Here is an 18900-nt window from a genome sequence, read left to right as displayed (position 1 = left end):
TCCATGATCGGAGAGTTACCTTGAACACCGACCCACAGACCCGCGCCGCGCCGGGCATCCCCGCTGAGAAGGGCGCCAAAAAGGGCGTGATGCTGATGAACCGCATCGGCCCTTCCTCCAGCGCGCTCTACATCGCCAATGCCGACGGTAGCGATGAGCGACTGCTGCTGCCTGAGGGCAACCTCGACTATCACGCCAGCTTCTCGCCCGATGGCCAGTGGATCAGCTTTACCAGCGAGCGCAACGGCGATGGGCAGGCCGATGTCTTCCGCTGCCGTCCGGATGGCAGCGATGTGCAGCCGGTGGTGGAGACGCCTTCGGTGGAAGATGCGCTGGTGCTCTCGCCCGATGGCAGCAAGGGTGCTTTCGTGTCCACCGCCGATGGCTATCGCGCCAACATCTGGGTGGTCGATCTCGCCACGGGTGAAAAGCGCAGACTGACCGGCGGCGACACCTCGAAAATCGATGCGGAAACGCCAGACTGCTCCTTCCGCCCCGCCTGGTCCCCCGATGGCGCGTGGATTGCTTTCTCGTCCGACCGCAACACCGGCTGGACCGGGCACAGCAATGGCCATGGCTGGGAGCATACGCAGGAACTCTCGATCTATGTCATCCGCGCCGATGGCAGCGATCTGCGCCAGCTCGTCTCGAAGCCGGGCTATTGCCTCGGATCGCCCAAATGGTCGCCCGATGGCAGCCGGATCGTCTTCTACGAACTGGAGCGGGAGCATACATGGGGGGCGCGCCGCCCGGAATGGATCGGGCGGATCGCATCCCAGATCGTCTCGGTGGACGCCGCGACGGGCAAGGATCGCATCGAGCATACCACCGGCCCCGATCTGAAGCTGGCCCCGCAGTTCATGGCCAATGGCAAGGATGTCGCCTATTTCATCAAGGCGGGCGGCGCCGGGCCCGGCATGCGCGCCACCGATGCGGCATGGGTGCAGAAAGAGGCGGCCACCGGCCTGCATTACACCTCGGGCGCGTCATCGGTGCTGCGCCAGCTGCGCTCACCCTGCTGGTCGCCCGATGGTACGAAGGTGGTCTATGAGAAGGTCGGCTTCGGTTTTCGCGCCCAGAACAAGCCGCTCTACAGCTGGGACGAGGACTGGGACTATCGCTCCACCGACACTTTCCCGGTGCTGTCGCGCCAGGGGCGGCTGATGATCACCCAGAAGCAGCTGGGCAATTCATCGGTGGTGACGATGAAGGCGGATGGTAGCGATCAGGTCGTGGCCTTCGACGCGGCCAAGGCCGGGCTCGATCCGCTGCTCAACAAGAAGGGCATTGCCGGGGCATTCCAGCCGACATGGTCGCCCGATGGGCAATGGGCGGCCTTTGGATGCGGCAACTGGTTCCAGGAACGCAAAGGCCATGACAAGGCCGTGCTGATGCGCGCCAGGGTGGACGGTTCCTTCCATGAGGCGCTGACCGATGGCACGGTGCATTCGGGCTTTCCCAGCTATTCGGCGGATGGGCGTTACATTGTCTACCGCGTCTGGGGCGAGGGGCATTTCGGCCTGCGCATCCATGATCTGGAGGACAACAGCACCCGTGTCCTGACGCAAGAGAAGGACAATCTGCCCTTCTGGTCGCCCGATGGCGAACTGATCACCTTCACCCGTCAGTTCGGCCCGGCAAACTATCATGTCTGCACCATCCGGCCCGATGGCAGCGATTATCGCATCCTGACGGAGACCGGCGCCAATGACGGCCATTCGGTGTGGACCCATGACAACCGCATCCTCTATTCCAGCGGCATGTATGGTTTCCGCGATGAGGCGGCGATCTATGACTTCACCTTCCAGCCCTATGGCCAGATCTTCGTGATGGATGCCGATGGCGGCAACAAGCGCCTGCTGACCGACAGCCTGTGGGAGGATTCCATGCCGCTCTACATTCCGGCCGAGTTCCTCTGATGGTGTGAACCGGCGGCGGTCGGGGTTTCCGCCGCCGCCGGTGTTATGATCGGGCGGGAATATGCCCGCTCAATTCCGCGCCGGCGTCACGCCTGAATGCCAGATTGGCCAGCAGCGCCAGCAGCGACAGGCCGGTCACGGTCCAGATGGCGAGGGAAAAATCCTTGAAACCGGGGCGGACATGGCCGTGCCAGCGCATCGCCAGACCCAGCGTGGTGGCGCCCGCGCAGATGCCCAGCGACAGCGAGAGCTGCTGGAAGGTCGCGTAAAAGCTGGTCGCCCGGCTCATGTGATCGGCGGGGATATCGGCATAGGCAATCGCATTGTAGGCGGTGAACTGCAGCGACACCAGAAAGCCGCAGACCATCAGCAGGGCAAAGATCGCTCCCATCGGCCAGCCCGGGCCGATCCATCCCGCGATGGCATAGCAGAGCGGGGAGGCGACGCCGATCACCGCCAGCGTGGTGCGGAAGCCGAAGCGCCGCAAGGCCCGGCGCGCCACGCCCTTCATCGCAAAGGCGCCCAGCGCGGTGGACAGGGTGATGCCGCCGCTGGCCGCCGCGTTCAGCCCGAACGCCAGTTGCAGCACCATCGGCATCAGGAAAGGCATGGCGCCCTGCGTGATCCGGATCAGCGTGCCGCCGATCACCGACAGCCGGAAGGTCGCGATGCGCATCAGCGCGATGTCGAGCAGGGGAAAGGCGGTGCGGCGGGCGTGACGCACATACAGCAGTGTTGCCAGTGCGCCCAGCCCGATCAGCAGCATGGCGACAGGCCCCTGGCCGACCCTTTCCGCCAATTGCAGGCCGAAAATCAGCGGCGCCAGCGCCAGCGCGCAGAGGATGAAGCCCATGCGGTCGAAGGGCGTATGGGTTTCGGGCGCGGTATCGGCAATGAAGCGGCCGACCAGCACGATGCCCAGCACCCCCATCGGCACGTTGATCCAGAAGATCCAGCGCCAGTCGAGCCAGGTTACGATCGCCCCACCCACCGGAGGGCCCAGAATGGGGCCGATCATCGCCGGCATGGTGAGCCAGGCCATGGCCGCGACCATCTCGTCCTTGCGCACCGAGCGCAGCAGCACCAGACGCCCGACCGGCACCATCAGCGCCCCGCCGATGCCCTGCAGAAAGCGGGCCATGACCAGCGTGGCCAGCCCCGGCGCAAAGCCGCAGGCCACCGAACCGAGGACAAAGACGGCAATCGCCGCCTGGAATGTCTTGCGGGCGCCAAAACGGTCGGCCACCGGGCCGGAGGCGGGAATAAAGACCGCCAGCGCCAGCAGATAGCCGGTGAGGGCCAGGCTGATATCGGAGGGCGATACGCCGAATTCACGGGCCATGGTCGGCAGCGCGGTGGCCAGCACCGTCGCGTCGAGATTTTGCATGAACAGCGCGCAGGCGACGATGAGGGCCACGCGCTGATAGGGGATCTGTGGCTGAACGCTCATGATGATGCGGGCTCCGGCGCGAAAGCGGCTTGAAGGAACGCTGCCTTGGCATGGCATTCGGCCCATTCGCCGCGGGGATCGGAATCGCGCACGATCCCCGACCCCACCCCGAAGCTGATCCGCGCGGTCGCGTGGTGCTGGACCAGCGTGCGGATCAGCACATTGAACGCCGCGCTGCCATCCGGAGCGATATAGCCCATCGATCCAGTGTAACAGCCCCGGTTGCGTTGCTCCTGCCCGGCGATGATCTCCATGGCGCGGATCTTGGGGGCGCCGGTGATCGAACCGCAGGGGAACAGGCGCTCGATCACATCGATGGCATCCAGACCGGACTGCAGTTGGGCGGTGATCGAGCTCGTCATCTGATGCAGGGTGGGGTAGGTCTCGATGCCGAAGAGGTCTTCCACCCGCACGCTGCCCGGCTGCGAGACCCGCGACAGGTCATTGCGCAGCAAATCCACGATCATCAGATTTTCGGCGCGCTCCTTGGGATCGGCCTGCAGGCGCGCCTTGGCGGCGGCATCCCGCGCGGCATCGGTGCCGCGTCTGGCCGTGCCCTTCATCGGGCGGGCGGAAACGATGGTGTCACGCAGGGCGAAGAACAGTTCGGGGGAGAAGGACTGCAGCGTCGCCTCGCCTGTTGAGAGCATCCCGCCCCAGCCCGCCTGTTGCGCGCCGCGCAGGGCGAGGTAGCGTTCGAACGGGTCTCCATGATCCTCGATCAGGGCTTCGAGTGTGAAATTGACCTGATAGCAATCGCCGGCCTCGATCAGCGCCAGAATGTCAGAGACGCTCCGGAGGTAGCTACCCTCCAGGGCCGAAGGGATCGGCGATCGTTCGATGGTGCCGGTCCGATCGGCGGCCCTTGGGGGGAGGGTGATCGTGCGGGGCGCGTCGAACAGGCCGAACCACAGCAAAGGCAGATCGCCCGGGCCCCGAAAGCGGCTGGCAAGCCGGGGTTCCAGCGCAAAGCCGGCCTCATAGGCGAGAAAGCCCGCCGCATGATGGCCCCGCGCCACGCCCTCGCGCAGGCGGTCCAGCGCCGGGCGGACATCCTCCAGCCGGTGTGCCGCGATGATCTCATGCGGCTGATGGAACAGCAGGCCGGGGGAGGCCCCACGTGCATCGTCCAGCAGCACATAGGGCGAGCCGCCTTCGGGCAGCGACGACGCATGCGCGGCAGGAACGCCGCCGGTGTCCTGCCAGCCGGATGGCACAAGGCGTCGCTGAAGCTGACCCAAGCGTCCCTCTCAGCCCTTGCGCAGCAGCACGCGGGTGCCGGCCATCGCACCGGGGACGGCGCGGGGTTTGTCGATCCGCACCTCGGCCTCGGTCACGACATCGGCCTCCAGACATTTGCGCGCCAGCCTCTGCGCGAAGGTCTCGATCAGGCCGATGCGCTGCCCGGCAAGATGTCGCGCGTAATCGCCAATGTCGGCATAGTTGAAGGTTTCGCCCAGTTCGTCATGGCCGGGCGGCGTGACGGTCAGGGTGACATGCAGGATCAGCGGCTGAAGCACGCCATGCTCCGCGGCATAGGCGCCGATATCGGCCATGACCTGCAGATCGTGCAGCATGACCTCGCAGCGGCTGGTGATGCCCGGGTTCAAGGCCACCAGTTCGGGCCGTGCCACGGGCTGGCCGAAGGGTGCCGATGCGAGTCTGGTCATGAATGCAGGCTCCTTGCGGCCTTGATGGTGTTGGCAAGCAGGCAGGCGATGGTCATCGGGCCCACGCCGCCGGGCACGGGCGTGACGGCAGCGGCATGCTCCATCTCGCCTATGGCACAGTCTCCGACGATCTTCGACGTGCCATCCGCATTTTCAATGCGGTTGATCCCTACATCGATCACCACCGCGCCGGGTTTCACCCAGTCGCCCCGCACCAGACCGGGTGAACCGGCTGCCGCCACGATCAGGTCCGCCTTGCGCGCGATGTCGGGCAGGCCCTGCGTGGCGATATGGGTGACGGTGACGGTGCATTCGCGTTCGAGCAGCAGCATGGCGATCGGCTTGCCCACGATGTTCGACTTGCCGATCACCACCGCATGCTTGCCCCGCAGATCATCGATCACCGTATCGATCAGCATCATGCAGCCCAGCGGCGTGCAGGGCACCAGCCCGTCCGTGCCGGTCGAGAGCCGCCCGACATTGACGGGGTGAAACCCGTCGACATCCTTGCCCGGCGTGATGGCGTCCAGCACCCGTGTGGCCGCGATATGGCCGGGCAGGGGCAGCTGGACCAGAATGCCGTCGACCGAGGGGTCGGCATTGAGCCGGGCGATCAGGGCCAGCAGATCGGCCTGTGAGGTGGCGCCATCCAGCCGGTACTCGATCGAGGCGATGCCGGTCTTGCGGCACTGGGCGATCTTGCGGCGCACGTAGATCTCGCTGGCCGGATTAGCGCCCACCAGCACCACGGCAAGAGCCGGGGCACGGCCCGTTTCGGCGAGAAACCGGGCCGCCTCCCGCGCCACCTCTTCGCTCAGGCCTTCGGCGATCTGCTTGCCCGGGATGGTCCGCAGCATCGGGTCAGTGCCGGAAGACGACGGTGCGGCTGCCGTTGAGCAGCACACGGTCCTCCAGATGTAGGCGCACCGCTTCGGAGAGGACGCGCCGCTCGATGTCACGCCCCTTGCGCACCAGCTCATCGGGCATATCGGCATGGCTGACCCGCTCGACATCCTGATGGATGATCGGGCCCTCATCCAGATCCGCCGTGACGTAATGGGCTGTCGCGCCGATCATCTTCACGCCCCGGTCATAGGCCTGATGATAGGGTTTCGCGCCCTTGAAGCCGGGCAGAAAGCTGTGATGGATGTTGATGCAGCGCCCCGAGAGAAACGCCGCCAGATCGTCGGACAGGATCTGCATATAGCGCGCCAGCACGATCAGTTCGGCCCCGGTTTCCTCGACCAGCGCCTTGATGCGAGCTTCCTGGCTGGGTTTGGTGTCGCGGGTGATCGGAAAATGGTGATAGGGGATGCCGCTTTGCAGCGAGATCGTCACCGCATCGCGCGGGTGATTGCCGACGATGCCCACCACATCCATCGGCAGCTCGCCGATGCGGCGGCGATAGAGCAGATCGCCCAGACAATGGTCGAATTTGCTGACCATCATCAGCACCCTGGTCGGCGTGGCATGGCGGCGCAGTTTCCACGCCATGCCGAAACCGGCGGCCATCGGCTGGAAGGTCTCGCGAAAGCGGTTGAGGGCTTGCTCGTCCGGCAGGTCGACATCGACGCGCATGAAGAAGCGGCCGCTTTCCCGGTCATTGAACTGCGCGGCATCCAGAATGTTGCCGCCATGCGTGGCGAGGCATCCGGCGACGGCGGCCACCAGTCCCGGGCGGTCGGCGCATTGCAGGGTCAGCGTGCAGATATCGGTCACGGCAGGGTCTTTCTGTTCTTATGATTTACGGGCGGGCCTGATAGTCGGCGATCCAGGCGACGGTCTTTTCAAGCCCGCCAAAGGGATAGAAATGGAGCTGAACCTCGCCATGGGCGGGCGTCAGGCCGTGCGACAGCGCCTCGAGCATGCGGTCGGGCCCGGCGGTGCCGATCAGCCTTGTGATCGAGATGCCATATTTCGCCAGCACCGAGGCCGAGGCGCCCACGCCGCAACGCGCGGCAAAGCGCATCAGCGTCTTGATGCCCGCCGGGCCGGGCACGCCGAGGCGCACCGGCGCATCGATGCCGCGCGCGCGCAAGGTCTCGATCCAGCGCAGGAAGGGCTCGGCATCGAAGCCGAACTGGGTGACGATGACGGGCTTCATGCCGCGCGCCGTGATCGCCGCGCATTTCTCCTCCAGCACCTGCAGGCATTGCGCCCCGGTCATATGCGGGTGACCTTCGGGATGGCCGGCCAGCCCCACGGTGCGCACCCCGGCGCGCTCGAAAGCGCCCGTGGCGATCAGCGAGGCTGTGTCGGCGAAGGGCCCCGCCGGTTCGGGCGGATCGCCCGCGACGACAAAGCAGCGCCGCACGCCGGATTCATCAACCAGCCGCTTGAGGAAACCCTCGAAATCATCGTTGGAGGTCAGGCGCCGGGCGGAGAAATGCGGCATGGGCACAAAACCCAGCAGGCGCACCGCGCGGGTCGCATCAAGGCGTGCCTGAGCATCCTCGCTGGGCAGGAAGGTGATGGCGACGATGGTGCGCGGCGGGATCAGCGGCGCGGCGGCGGTCAGCGCCTCGACATCCTTGGCGGTGATCTCGATCGAATAGCCCTGGGTGACGTCATGATGGGCATCGTCGCGGGGAGGCTGGATCAGGGGCGGACTCATCATGGGATCACCTCGAACTCGGGCATCATCGTGCCGGGGCGCGTCACGCGCAGGCTTCGCCGTTCCCGTCCGCGCGATGGTGTGCGGGCGGGCGGGGCTGTCTTTGGGAGGGGGCCGGAGGGAAGATGCCCTCCGGCCTGTCCTTCTTACTTGCGGTAGGTGTTGCGGGCGTGGGCGCCATAGGGGGCCGGGGCCACCAGCGCCTTCACCTCGGCCTGGTCATGCGGCTCGACCTGCGGCTTCTTGGAAACCGGGTTTTCGCCCCACAGCACGGTGACTTCGGTGTCGGTCGCGGTGAAATCCTGATCGACCACCGCCAGCGAGACGATCTTGCGCTCATTGGCGATGTAACCGCAGTCAAGCGAGATGCCCACAGACTTGCCGCCGACCAGCACGGCATCCATCTGATAGAGGCCATAACGCGCCTTGGGCATGTTGAAGTGCTTGTACCTGGGGCCATCGCGCCAGGCCGAGGAGACGACGCGCGCCATATCGTCGGCATCCCACACCAGCGTCACCTTCTTGCGGCGCTTCTCGATCTTTTCCAGCACCTCGCGGCCCACGAAATCATGGTCGAACTTGACGATGCGGTCATAGCCCAGATCGAAGGGGGTGACGTAATAATCCTCGATGTTGGCCGAGGCGAAGCTGCCCGCCAGACTGCCCGCCGACTTGGCGGGGAGCCATTCGCGATAGGCCTTCATGCTGTCATGGCTGAAGATCGCGGGCAGGGGGCCGGGCACCCAGCCGGATTCCAGATTGGCGGTGGAATAGGCGATCGAGCCCACGCGCAGCAGGCCGAATTCCTCGCCTGCCTTCAGGATGGCGTCGCGCACGGCATCGCCCTGCGACCAGGGGCCGAACATCTCGAAGCCGACCGCGCCCGCCATGCCGTGACGCAGCGCGCGCACGCGGTGGCCGGCGATGGTGAAATCGCACATGCCGAAGAACTTCACATCGGGAACGGGCTGACCGGTGACCTTCTCCATCAGCGCGCCGGCCAGCGGGCCCTGCACCTCATAGCGGTATTCCAGCGGCGGACGGCCACCGCGGTCCATCGACTGCGGGTCGCGCTCGGTGGTGACGTTCCAGTTGCCGGTCTCGACATGATACTGCACCCAGTCGAGCGCGGTGGGGCGGCCCACGAGGTTGAACAGCTCGTCCTCAAGGTAGAAGAGCACGCAGTCGCCGAGGTAATAGCCCTCGGGCGTGCAGCAGACGAACTGCTTGGCCATGCCGGGGGTGAAGCCCTCGAAGCTGTTGACCGCCAGATATTTGAGCAGCTTGAAGGCATCGGGCCCCTTCATATAATGGTCCACCATATGGTGCGACTGGTCCATGAAGCCCACGCCCGTGCGCCAGGAGTTGACCTCGCTCTGCCAGTTGGTGAACTGGCCCGAAACCGTGCCATGCGAGAAGGCGCGGCGCTGGCTGTCGCGCAGCAGGGTGACCGCGCTTCCGGCGCGCTTGATCGCCGCTTCCAGGCTTTCGCCGAGGGGTGCATTCATGAGACGTGTCCTTTCCTTGGAACTGATGCGATCGCTTTTTCGGTACGCCCGGCACGGGGTGCAGGGCTGATGCGAAACAGGGCCTTGGCCAGCAGGGACATCCCAATGGGTTTGCCATATGGGTTCGAATGCCGGCGCCGTGTGACAGCGATGTATCAATCTGGGCGGCCCAGATAAGACGCATTTTGCGCAATCTAATCTTGCGTCAGATGATCCAATCGGACGCGTTCCTTATTTGCCCTTGGCGCAAACGCGGCCTAGTCTCGCGGCATCGGATCTGCATGACAGCCGGACTGCATCTGCGGATGCGGCGTGAAGAGGAGAGGCGGCTTGGACCGCATGAAGGCCATGGAATCCTTCGTGGAATCGGTGAAGCGCGGTGGCCTTGGGGCTGCCGCGAAGGCGCTGGGCGTCTCCCGCACGATTGTCAGCCGCAACATTCAGGCTCTGGAAAATGACCTTGGCGTCAGGCTGATGAACCGGACCACGCGGTCTCTGGCGCTGACTGAGACCGGGCAGGGCTATTTCCATTTCTGCGACGATATTCTCACCCGCGTTGCCGAGATGGATCAACAGGTTGCGGTCCAGACCTCGGAAGCGCGCGGCGAGCTATCGGTTCTCGCGCCCAAGTGGATGCAATCGACCGCGACCCATCTGTTGGTCGATTTCGTGAAAGCCTATCCCGATATCCGCCCCACGCTGATCCTGGGCGGCATGGCGCAGACAGCTTACGGCTTTCTGGAGCAGGGCTGCGACATCGCGCTGCATACAAGGCAGATTCCCGACAGCCGGATCATCGCCAAGCGCCTTGTCGAGATCCCCTATCGCCTCTGTGCCTCGCAAGCCTATATGGATAAAGCGGCGGCGCTGTCCGCCCCCGCCGATCTGCAGCATCATCAGCTGCTGGTGCAATACAATTACCATACCTGGCAGTTCACCGCAGAGGGCCGCGAGGAGCGCTTCCAGCCGGCGCCGACCTTTTCCGCCAACACGTTTTTCGCGCTGCGCGATGCCGCGCGCCGCGATCTGGGGCTGGCCCTCATGCCCGAGCCGCTGGTGCGCGAGGATCTGGCGCAAGGCGATCTGGTGGAGGTGATGCCCGGCTGGGTGCCCTTCGGCCAGATGCTCTATGTGGCGGTCGCGCCGGGCGGCTCCATTCCCACCCGCGTGAGGCTGCTGCTCGATTTTGTGCAGGGCTGGTTCGCGCAGCATGGCATTTGAGATGTTAGTCCTCCGCATCCATGATGAAGGCGGCGCGCGGCGTGAAACCGGGCGAGGCGGTGCAGCCCAGCAGGCTCCACGCGCCCAGGCTGCGGCAGGATTGCCAGAGATAGGCCGGGATCGCCATCTGGGGGCGCTGCCCTGCCGCCAGCTCGGGGCCCAGCGTGCTGGTGAGCTGCATCCGGCTGCCATTGGTGATGACGAATTCGGCCGGAGCGCCCATGAAATGACTCCAGACTTCGACCGCGTCACTCTTGTGCGGGGCCATCGGTTCGTCACCGGCAAGAAGATAATAGATCGCGGAGAGTTTCGCGCGGCCCATGGTCTCGCTGTCACTGTAGTGCAGGCAATACCAGCCTGAAACGGGGTGACGCTCCATCGCGAATGTTTCGATAATATCTCGAATCGACAGAGAGGAATTTTCAACCATGGCGATGACATCTCGCTGATCGTGCGACGGTAGAGCCGGATAACACCGGCGCCGGTCAATCAACATAGAGTGCTGACGGTTCAGACCGGTCTTTGCCGGAGTCTGGACCAGGTGGCGCATGATCTCAACCCTGTTTCGCGCGGGCTCTGCCGGGCTTGGACGGGATTTCGGGAAGGATGTGCCATGCCTGCCGTCTGCCAACATTCCCTGGAAAGTGAACATGTGATGGTGTTGAAACAAGTCATGCCGCTGGGCGGCATTCTGCTGCTGGGATTGATGGGCGCGGGCGCGCAGCTGGCGCAGTCATCCGCGCCCGATGCCGCGCCAGCCGGTGCTGCCAGCCATGCCGAGAGCGCGGGCGGCACGGTGCCCTCGCTTGCCGCGACCATCGCGGCCATGCCCAAAAACCTGCCGCGCGGCGAGGCCCCCGCGCTCGCGCCCGCCATTCTTGCTGCGCAGGCCGCGCAGGCCCGTTGTGCGCAGCAAGGCGCAAAAGTGAGCGTGCTGATCGCCGATGTTCTTGGCAGGCCGGTGGTGATGCTCTCGGGCGATGGCGCGGGTTTTCGCTCGCAACTGATCGCGCAGACCAAGGCCAACATCGTCGCGCATTATCACGAATCCTCCATCGATGTCGCCAACCGCGCGGCGCATGATCCGGCCCTGGCCGCGCAGGCCGCCGCCGATCCGGACATCGGCGTGCTGCGCGGAGGAGGATTACCTGTCACCCGGCACGGTGAACTGATCGGTATTGTCGCGGTATCCGGCGCTAGCCTTCAAGGCGGCGATCTCACCCTCGATGAGACATGTGCCCGCGCGGCGGTTGCAAGTCTGGAGGCACGATAAGCATGCGCCGGACGGACGATGCCCGGGCGGAACAATTCAAGCAGATGACGATGGGAATGATGCGGTGGTAAAAGCCTTTGACAATGCCGCGAGGCAAGACATGCGGGCAGCCAAAGCCCCGGAGGCAGCTGGCGTGTCGTCGGCGGTCTGGTCTTTGCTGTTGCTGCTCACGCTTGGCGTGCTGATCGCTTATGTCGACCGCACCAGCATTTCCTCGGCGCTGGCCGAAAAGCCCTTCATCAAGCATTTCGGACTGGGCGATCTCGATCGCGGCTGGGTCAATGCGGCGTTCTTCTGGTCCTATGGGCTGGTGCAGATGCCGATGGGCTGGCTGGTCGATCGCTATGGCGTGAAGACGCCCTATACGCTCTGCTTCACGCTGTGGTGTCTGGCCACGGTCGTCACGGGCGCGATCTCCACGCTGACGGCGCTGATCGTGATGCGCATCATTGTCGGCGCGGCCGAGGCGGCGGTGATCCCGGCGAGTTACCGCTGGATTCGTGACAATTTTCCCGAAAGCCACAGCGGCACCGCCGTGGGTATCTTCACTGCGGGCAACAAGTTGGGCCCGGCCATCGGCGCGCCGATGGCGGCCTGGCTGATCGTCACCTATGACTGGCGGGTGATGTTCTTCGTCACCGGGGCGGCGGGGCTGCTGTGGCTGGTGCCCTGGATGCTGGCGGTGAAGAACGACCTGCCCCCGCCCGAGGCGCGGGCCGAAATCCGCCGCAAGGCTGCGGCAGTGACGCTGGGCGGCATTCTGTCCAGCCCGATGGTGTGGGGCACGCTGATCGTCGCCTTCTGCTACGGCTATTTCACCTTCTATTGCATGACCTGGATGCCGGCCTATCTGGTCGAGGCGCGCGGGCTCTCCCTGGCCAATTCCGGGCTCTACACCTTCTTCAGCTTTGCGGGCATCGCGGTGGTGGCGGTGGTGGCGGGCTGGGCGGCGGATCGCATCATCGATCGCGGCGGCGATCCGGTGCTGGTGCGCAAGGGCTTCGTGATCGCCGGATTTCTGGGGGCCTGCACCGTGCTGCTGGGCGCCTATGCGCAATCGCTTCAGGCGGCGCTGTTCTGGAACGTCTTTTCGCTCTCCTTCCTGGGGCTGGCCACGGCCAACAATCTGGCGCTGTGTCGCCTGACGCTGATCCCGCGCCCCGCCGTGGGTCTGGTGACCGGGGTGCAGCAGGTGGCCACCAGCCTGTCGGGCGGTGTGGCAGCCAGCCTTTCGGGTTGGTTGCTGCATGTGGGGGGCAGCTATGTGCTGCCGATGCTGGCGATCGTGGTCTTCTGCCTGATCGGCGCCCTGACGACGCTGTTTCTGCTTCAGCCGCGCTGGGCTCCCAGCATTGCGGACTGATCCTTTTTCACATCCTTCAAACCTATAGGCAAAACATCATGGCCAAGATTGTATTCGGCATGGCAGTCCCCCATAGCGGGATGCTGGGGCAAAAGCCCGAGGACTGGCTCACCAATGGCGAGCGTGATCGCAACAATCCCGAACTCTGGTTTCAGGGCAAGACCTGGACCTATCCCGAGCTGGAGGCCGAGCGCGGCGCCGCTTTTGAGCCTTTCCTGACCATCAAGGAGCGCACCGAGCGCGCGACGCGCTGCCGCGCGGCTCTCGACGAGATGGCGGCGGCCTATCGCCGTGCCAAGGTCGATGTGGCGATCATTCTGGGCAAGGATCAGAAGGAAATCTGGCCCGATCAAAGCCCCGCGATCACCATCTACACCGGGCAGGAGGTTCATAACGGGCCGCCGCAGCGCGCCGTCTATGCGCCCGATCATCATGTCGTCCATCAGGCCCATCCCGATCTGGCGACCTATCTCATCAAGGCGTTCCAGAAGGAGGGTTTCGACCTCAACGACCTTCAGGCCTGGCCCGAAAACGTCTGGATGGAGCGCCAGATGAAGCAGAAGGCTGACTATCCGGTCGTGCCGCATGCCTACAGCTTCGTCTATCACCAGATCATGGGGGACAATCCGCCGCCGCATGTGCCGGTGCTGTTCAACCTGTTCTATCCGCCGACCCAGCCCTCGATGCAGCGCTGCATCGACTTCGGCCGCGTGCTGCGCGAGGCCATCGAGGCATGGCCGGAAGACATCCGTGTGGCGGTGATCGCCAGCGGCGGCCTGTCGCATTTCGTCAATGACGAGGCGTTCGACCGCGACGTGATGAGCAAACTGGCCGCCTATGATTACGATGGCCTCGCCGCCATTCCGGACAGCTATTACCAGTCCGGCACGTCGGAGGTGAAGATCTACAGCATCGTGATGATGGCGCTTCAGCACACCGGGGCGCAGATGACGCTGGTGGATTACGTCCCTTGCTGGCGCACCGCCGCCGGAACCGGCGAGGGCATGGGCTTCATGTATTGGCAACCCGGGCAATGATGGCCTCGCCCGGCCGCGGCGCATGACGCTGCGGCCGGGGCTGGAGGGGCCCATCGCGCAAGCCCCCGACATTCGATAAAAACAGGGAGAGTATCATGAAAACACGTTCCAGCATCTTGCTGTGCGGCGTCAGCGCCATGGCATGGGCCATGCCGGCGCTGGCCCAAACGGCAGCGCCGCAGCCCGATCAGGCCGCCGCGGGCAGCGCGTCGGCGGTGCGGCCGAGCGATCAGGACATCATCGTCACCGGATCGCGCACCATCAAGAACGGCAACGCCAGCCCGATGCCGGTGACGGTGGTCTCCACCGACGATCTGCTCAAAGTGCAGCCCGGCGCCACGCTGGCCGATGCGCTCAACACCATTCCGGCCTTTTCCGGCTCGCGCGGGTCGAGCAGCAATCCCACCACCATCGGCAGCGCGGCGGGCGGCAATGGCTCGGCCAACCAGCTCAACCTGCGCAATCTGGGTACCACCCGCACGCTGGTGCTGATGGACGGCAAGCGCGTGGCGCCCACGCTGTTCAACGGCGCGGTGGATGTGGACGTGATCCCGCAGGCGCTGGTAGAACGGGTGGATATCGTGACGGGCGGCGTCTCGGCGGTCTATGGTTCGGACGCGATTTCCGGCGTGGTGAACTATGTCATCAACCACAAGCTGCTGGGCTTTCGCGCCGAGGCGAGCGAAGGCATCACGCAATATGGCGACGATCCCAAGACCGATGCCTCCCTCGCCTGGGGCGGCAAGCTTGGCGAGCGCGCTCATCTCGAACTGAGCTATGAATACCGCTATGAGGGCGGGATCGACAATCGCTCCAGCCGGCCATGGCTCAACCAGGTCGGGGTGACGGGCGCGGGCACCGCCGCCAACCCTTATGTGCTGCAAAGCAATCTGCGACAGGCGGGTTTTCCCTTCGGAGGCCTGACGACCATCGGCGGCAACAAGATGGTGTTCAACGCGGCTGGCGTGCCGGTGCCTTTCACCAATGGCGCCACCACGGGCACCTCGGCGATTCAGGTCGGCGGCGACGGCGGCTATTGGGATTCCAGCCTGATTTCCAAATTGAGGGCGCATCAGGCCTTCGGTCGCTTCGACTATGATGTGGCCGACAATGTTCATGCCTATGTGCAGGCCTCGGGCAACTTCAAGACCAACACCAATTATGCCGAGACGGCGCAGCTCACCAATGTGAACATCAGCCGCACCAATGCCTTCCTCTCGCCCGCCGTGCAGGCAATGTTCCCGGCCACATCGCCCACCTTCGCGCTGAGCGAGTTGATGAGCGATGTGCCGCGCGCGCAGGCCACGGCGGATTCGCAGCAGTTCATCTTTACGGGCGGTTTTTCGGGCAAGGTCCATGGCATCACCTGGAACATCGACTACACCCATGGCCTCTCCAAGCTGAACACCAATCTGGCCAATGACGTGAACCGGCAGAAGCTGGGTTATGCGCTGGATGCGGTGAACAGCAACGGCAAGATCGTCTGCAATGTCACGGTGACAAACCCCGGCCTGGCCGACAATTGCGTGCCGATCAATGTCTTCGGGCCGGGCAATGTCTCGGCGGCGGCGGCCTCCTACATCACCGATACGGTGAACTATAAGGCCACCACCATTCAGGACGACATCACCGGCGGCTTCAGCGGATCGCCCTTCTCGACCTGGGCGGGCGAGGTCAATGCGGCGCTTTCGGCGGAATGGCGCAAGGTGTCCTTCCATTCCAGCAGCAGCTCCACGCCGGCCAATCTGGTCGATTGCACCGGCATCCGTTTCAACAATTGCACCGCTGGCGGTGCGCTCAACGATTTCCAGTTCGGCCAGTCGCTGCAGCCGGTCAGCCAGACGGTGTGGGAAGTGGCGGGCGAGTTCGACGCGCCGATCCTGAAGGACAGCGCCATCGCCAAATCGCTGAGCATCAATGGCGCGGCGCGCACCACCAGCTACAACACCAGCGGCCATTACTGGACCTGGAAGATCGGCTTCGACTGGGCGGTCTCCGACAAATTGCGCTTCCGGGGCACAAAGTCGCGCGATATCCGGGCGCCCACCCTTTACGACCTCTTCGCGCCGACCTCCTCTGTGCCGGTGCGTCCCACCGATCTGCTGACGAACACCAGCCCCACGGTGCCCTCGATCAACCCCTCCAACCCCAATCTGAAGGCGGAGATCGGCAATTCCTTCACGGCGGGCGTGGTGTTCAAACCCACCCGGCGCCTCAGCTTCGCCATCGATGGCTATGACATCAAGATCTCCAACGCCATCACCCAGATCGACGGTTCCACCACCGCCTTCCAGAACGCCTGCTACGCCAGCGGCGGCTCCTCGCCCTATTGCGCGCTGCAGGTGCGCCCCAACGGCTACACCAGCACGGCCACCAGCAATGCGGTGCAGGCCTGGATCGTGCAGAACGTCAACATCTCGCAGATCGAGACCTGGGGGGTCGATTTCGAAACCAATTACGCGGCCACCCTGTTCAGCCGCCCGGCCTCGCTGCGCGCGCTGGTCGCCTGGCAACCGCATATCTATTACCAGCAGCCCAATGTGGCCACCATCGATCAGGGCGGCGCGGCCTTCGGTCCCACCGGGCTGGGCGCATCGCCTTCGGTGCGCGTCTCGGTGATGGCGCGTTTCCAGCCGGTCAACCACGTCACGGTGGACATCATGGAGCGCTGGCGCAACGCCATGAAGCTGAGCGGTGACCCCACGCAGGTCTTCGTGAACAACCATGTGGCGGCTTTCGGCACCACCGCGCTCAATGTAGCCTGGGATGTCGACGCCAGCTTCGGGCGCATGCAATATTTCGTCAATGTGCAGAACCTGTTCAACGCCACGCCGCCGATCGGCGCCTATTCCGGCAACGGGACGCGTGCGGGTCTGCGCGATGGTTTCGCCTTGGGTGACGATCCGCGCGGGCGTTCTTTTGCGGCGGGGGTCAAGATGAAGTTCTGAACTAGGGTATAAGGCGGCCGGCCACCGGATTGTTTCGCGATCCGGTGGCCGGTTGTCGCTGCGCTTCTGTCCTGTGGCATGAAGAGCATCTCTGTTGGAAGCGATGAATTCGCGACGCCTTGCGAAGATGTTCTGCTGTGGAAGTCTTGATCCTGCATGCCGATCATTCAATATGCTGCATATGCGATAGATAAGGTCATGAAGCGGATCCATTGCGCACCCCGTCCATTGACTTTGATGATGCCAGGAAACATCAAAGTCATGAATAAGCGAGCAAATATAATGCTCTGCCGGGTCGAGGCCGTCGGGTGCAACCGACGCATCATGAGTGTCTTTCCGGTGATTTAAGGAAAGACACCGCGCGAAAGGGAAAGGTTTTTCGTGACATATCCCCCCATCAACGCGGGCAACGCCGCGTGGTCGAAGGCTGCCCCCAAGCCATGTGGTTTGATCGGGCGGCGTTCCGCAGCGTCCGGTCTCAGCTTGTGGCTGGCGACCACGGCGGCCGTTCTGGGTTTCGTCGGTCATGCCCATGCCCAGACCGATCCCGCGCAACCGCCCAGCCAGTTGCCTGCACCCAACCCGCCCACCACGACCGGGGGAGACGTGCCCAGCCGTCAGGCCGCGGCGCCGCAGGCCGATGCGACCGAAAGCGACAAGTTCAAACAGCTCAACAAGCTGGTGCTGAAAGGCTGGGTGACGGCGGTTCCCACCTTCGACGATACGGTGGATCAGGACGCCGGGGGCTGGCGCAGCGCGCTGGCCAAGGCGGGTTTCGGCCTGACCTTCTACAGCATCAATCTGGTCGGCTATGACATGGCCCAGGCGGGCAGGGGGCTGACCGGCCCGCAGCTCTACAATGGGCAGAAGCTGACCTATCAGGCGGGCAATCATACCGCCGTGCTGACCTATGATCTGGGCCGCGTGAGCGATGCGCTGGCAGGCGGGCAGCTCCAGGCGATCATCACCGGCACGACCAACGGCTATCAGGCGCGCGACGGTATTCGCGGCGTGCGGGTGAAGGGCCTGTCGTGGTATCAGCCGATCCTGCACGGCAAGGTCGAGCTGGAGCTGGGCATCATCGCCAACCAGACCGACTATATGGGCACGTCGGTGGGCGGCAGCCTGTCGGGCGGCGCGCTGGGCCCGCAGGCGGGCATCCCGGTCGAGGCGGGGATGAGCTATGGCCAGTATGGTGCCCCAACCTTCAGCGCGCGCATCAACTGGACCAGCCATCTCTACACCCGCACCGGCCTGCAGCGCAGCATCAGCCCCAGGGGTTCGACAACCGAGCAGGACAGCAATCCGGATGGCTTCGCCTTCACCACGCCGGGCGCAAGACCCCTTGTCATTCAGGAACTGGGCTATCGCGTCGTGCCGGCGCCGGGCATCAAATCCTTCTGGCTGCGTGCGGGCGGGCTCTACAACAGTTCGGACTACACGGCCTTTGTCGACAAGAGCCGGCACGCCAATTACTTCGCCTATGGCGCCATCGACCGGCAGTTGACCCAGCCCGATGCCGACCACCCCGCGCGCGGCGTCTATGTGGGGGCCACCTACAATGCGGCACCCGCCAAGGTCGACCTCATCAACCGCTATTACGAGTTGCGCACCTATATGCGCGGCCCCTTTGCCGGCCGGCCCGGTGACATGGTGTCGCTGGTCGCGGCGATCAGCGGCTATGGCCGGGATGGCCGCGAGGCCAACACGCTTGGCGGCTTCACGCCTTTCGCCACGACGCAGGCCTATACGGGCAGCTACAGCTTCCGCATCACCCATGGCCTTTACATCCAGCCGGGCATCAGCGTGGTGGTGCATCCGGTCTACAACCGGAACATCGGCACGGCGGTGAATGGCCTGCTGAATCTGGTCACCTTCCTTTAGTCCGGGAGAGCGG

General features: G+C 64.5%; 15 protein-coding genes. 7 read left to right on the top strand and 8 right to left on the bottom strand.

Going from position 1 to position 18900, the window contains the following annotated elements:
• Positions 1 to 20: 20 nt before the first annotated feature.
• Complete coding sequence (locus tag SR3_RS11335; protein WP_068085482.1) at positions 21 to 1919, top strand: TolB-like translocation protein; 1899 nt, start codon at positions 21 to 23, stop codon at positions 1917 to 1919.
• Positions 1920 to 1962: 43 nt separating this feature from the next.
• Here the strand turns inward: SR3_RS11335 and SR3_RS11330 are convergent, their stop codons facing one another.
• The 7 genes from SR3_RS11330 to SR3_RS11300 all read right to left on the bottom strand — a co-directional run bounded on the left by SR3_RS11330 (position 1963) and on the right by SR3_RS11300 (position 9161).
• Entirely contained in the window at positions 1963 to 3369 is a 1407-nt protein-coding gene (locus tag SR3_RS11330; RefSeq protein WP_218018808.1) for an MFS transporter, read from the bottom strand.
• Positions 3366 to 4610: an aminodeoxychorismate synthase component I gene (pabB, locus tag SR3_RS11325; RefSeq protein WP_245653873.1), complete on the bottom strand. Its 1245-nt coding sequence runs from the start codon at positions 4608 to 4610 to the stop codon at positions 3366 to 3368. The genes SR3_RS11330 and pabB overlap by 4 nt, the downstream gene beginning before the upstream one ends.
• Positions 4611 to 4619: 9 nt before the next feature.
• The gene (locus SR3_RS11320) at positions 4620 to 5039 is read right to left on the bottom strand and encodes a dihydroneopterin aldolase (RefSeq protein ID WP_068085476.1); all 420 of its coding nucleotides are present in this window, start codon (positions 5037 to 5039) and stop codon (positions 4620 to 4622) included.
• Positions 5036 to 5896 carry a bifunctional 5,10-methylenetetrahydrofolate dehydrogenase/5,10-methenyltetrahydrofolate cyclohydrolase gene (locus SR3_RS11315; RefSeq protein ID WP_068085473.1) on the bottom strand — a complete coding sequence of 287 codons (861 nt, stop codon included), beginning with the start codon at positions 5894 to 5896 and terminating at the stop codon, positions 5036 to 5038. Before SR3_RS11315 ends, SR3_RS11320 begins: the two co-directional genes overlap by 4 nt.
• A 4-nt stretch (positions 5897 to 5900) precedes the next feature.
• Complete coding sequence (gene purU / locus SR3_RS11310; protein ID WP_068085471.1) at positions 5901 to 6758, bottom strand: formyltetrahydrofolate deformylase; 858 nt, start codon at positions 6756 to 6758, stop codon at positions 5901 to 5903.
• Between the two features lie 25 nt (positions 6759 to 6783).
• Positions 6784 to 7653, bottom strand: a complete 870-nt coding sequence (locus tag SR3_RS11305) for a methylenetetrahydrofolate reductase (protein WP_068085555.1) — start codon at positions 7651 to 7653, stop codon at positions 6784 to 6786.
• A 146-nt stretch (positions 7654 to 7799) separates the two neighbouring features.
• A complete protein-coding gene (locus SR3_RS11300) occupies positions 7800 to 9161 on the bottom strand; it encodes an aminomethyltransferase family protein (RefSeq protein WP_068085468.1) in 1362 nt (453 codons plus the stop codon).
• 339 nt (positions 9162 to 9500) lie between these two features.
• Here SR3_RS11300 and SR3_RS11295 point away from each other — a divergent pair, with 339 nt between their 5' ends.
• The gene (locus SR3_RS11295; RefSeq protein ID WP_068085464.1) at positions 9501 to 10382 is read left to right on the top strand and encodes a LysR family transcriptional regulator; all 882 of its coding nucleotides are present in this window, start codon (positions 9501 to 9503) and stop codon (positions 10380 to 10382) included.
• A gap of 4 nt (positions 10383 to 10386) precedes the next feature.
• On the opposite strand, the gene SR3_RS31830 is transcribed toward SR3_RS11295, so the two are convergent.
• Positions 10387 to 10812, bottom strand: coding sequence for a cupin domain-containing protein (locus tag SR3_RS31830; protein WP_281198722.1), 426 nt, complete (start codon positions 10810 to 10812; stop codon positions 10387 to 10389).
• A gap of 225 nt (positions 10813 to 11037) precedes the next feature.
• Here SR3_RS31830 and SR3_RS11285 point away from each other — a divergent pair, with 225 nt between their 5' ends.
• The 5 genes from SR3_RS11285 (at position 11038) to SR3_RS11265 (ending at position 18887) form a co-directional block, all read left to right on the top strand.
• A complete protein-coding gene (locus SR3_RS11285) occupies positions 11038 to 11655 on the top strand; it encodes a heme-binding protein (protein ID WP_169805614.1) in 618 nt (205 codons plus the stop codon).
• 100 nt (positions 11656 to 11755) lie between these two features.
• Complete coding sequence (locus SR3_RS11280; protein ID WP_068085455.1) at positions 11756 to 13018, top strand: MFS transporter; 1263 nt, start codon at positions 11756 to 11758, stop codon at positions 13016 to 13018.
• A 38-nt stretch (positions 13019 to 13056) separates the two neighbouring features.
• Complete coding sequence (locus SR3_RS11275) at positions 13057 to 14055, top strand: DODA-type extradiol aromatic ring-opening family dioxygenase (RefSeq protein WP_068085451.1); 999 nt, start codon at positions 13057 to 13059, stop codon at positions 14053 to 14055.
• A 95-nt stretch (positions 14056 to 14150) separates the two neighbouring features.
• Complete coding sequence (locus SR3_RS11270) at positions 14151 to 17003, top strand: TonB-dependent receptor domain-containing protein (protein WP_068085449.1); 2853 nt, start codon at positions 14151 to 14153, stop codon at positions 17001 to 17003.
• Between the two features lie 381 nt (positions 17004 to 17384).
• Complete coding sequence (locus SR3_RS11265) at positions 17385 to 18887, top strand: carbohydrate porin (RefSeq protein ID WP_157098794.1); 1503 nt, start codon at positions 17385 to 17387, stop codon at positions 18885 to 18887.
• Positions 18888 to 18900: the final 13 nt, after the last annotated feature.

Origin of the sequence: Novosphingobium rosa NBRC 15208 (assembly GCF_001598555.1) — a bacterium.
Lineage (GTDB): Bacteria > Pseudomonadota > Alphaproteobacteria > Sphingomonadales > Sphingomonadaceae > Novosphingobium > Novosphingobium rosa.
Note: the sequence above shows the minus strand (reverse complement) of the source record. Positions and strands in the feature narration are given on the sequence as shown.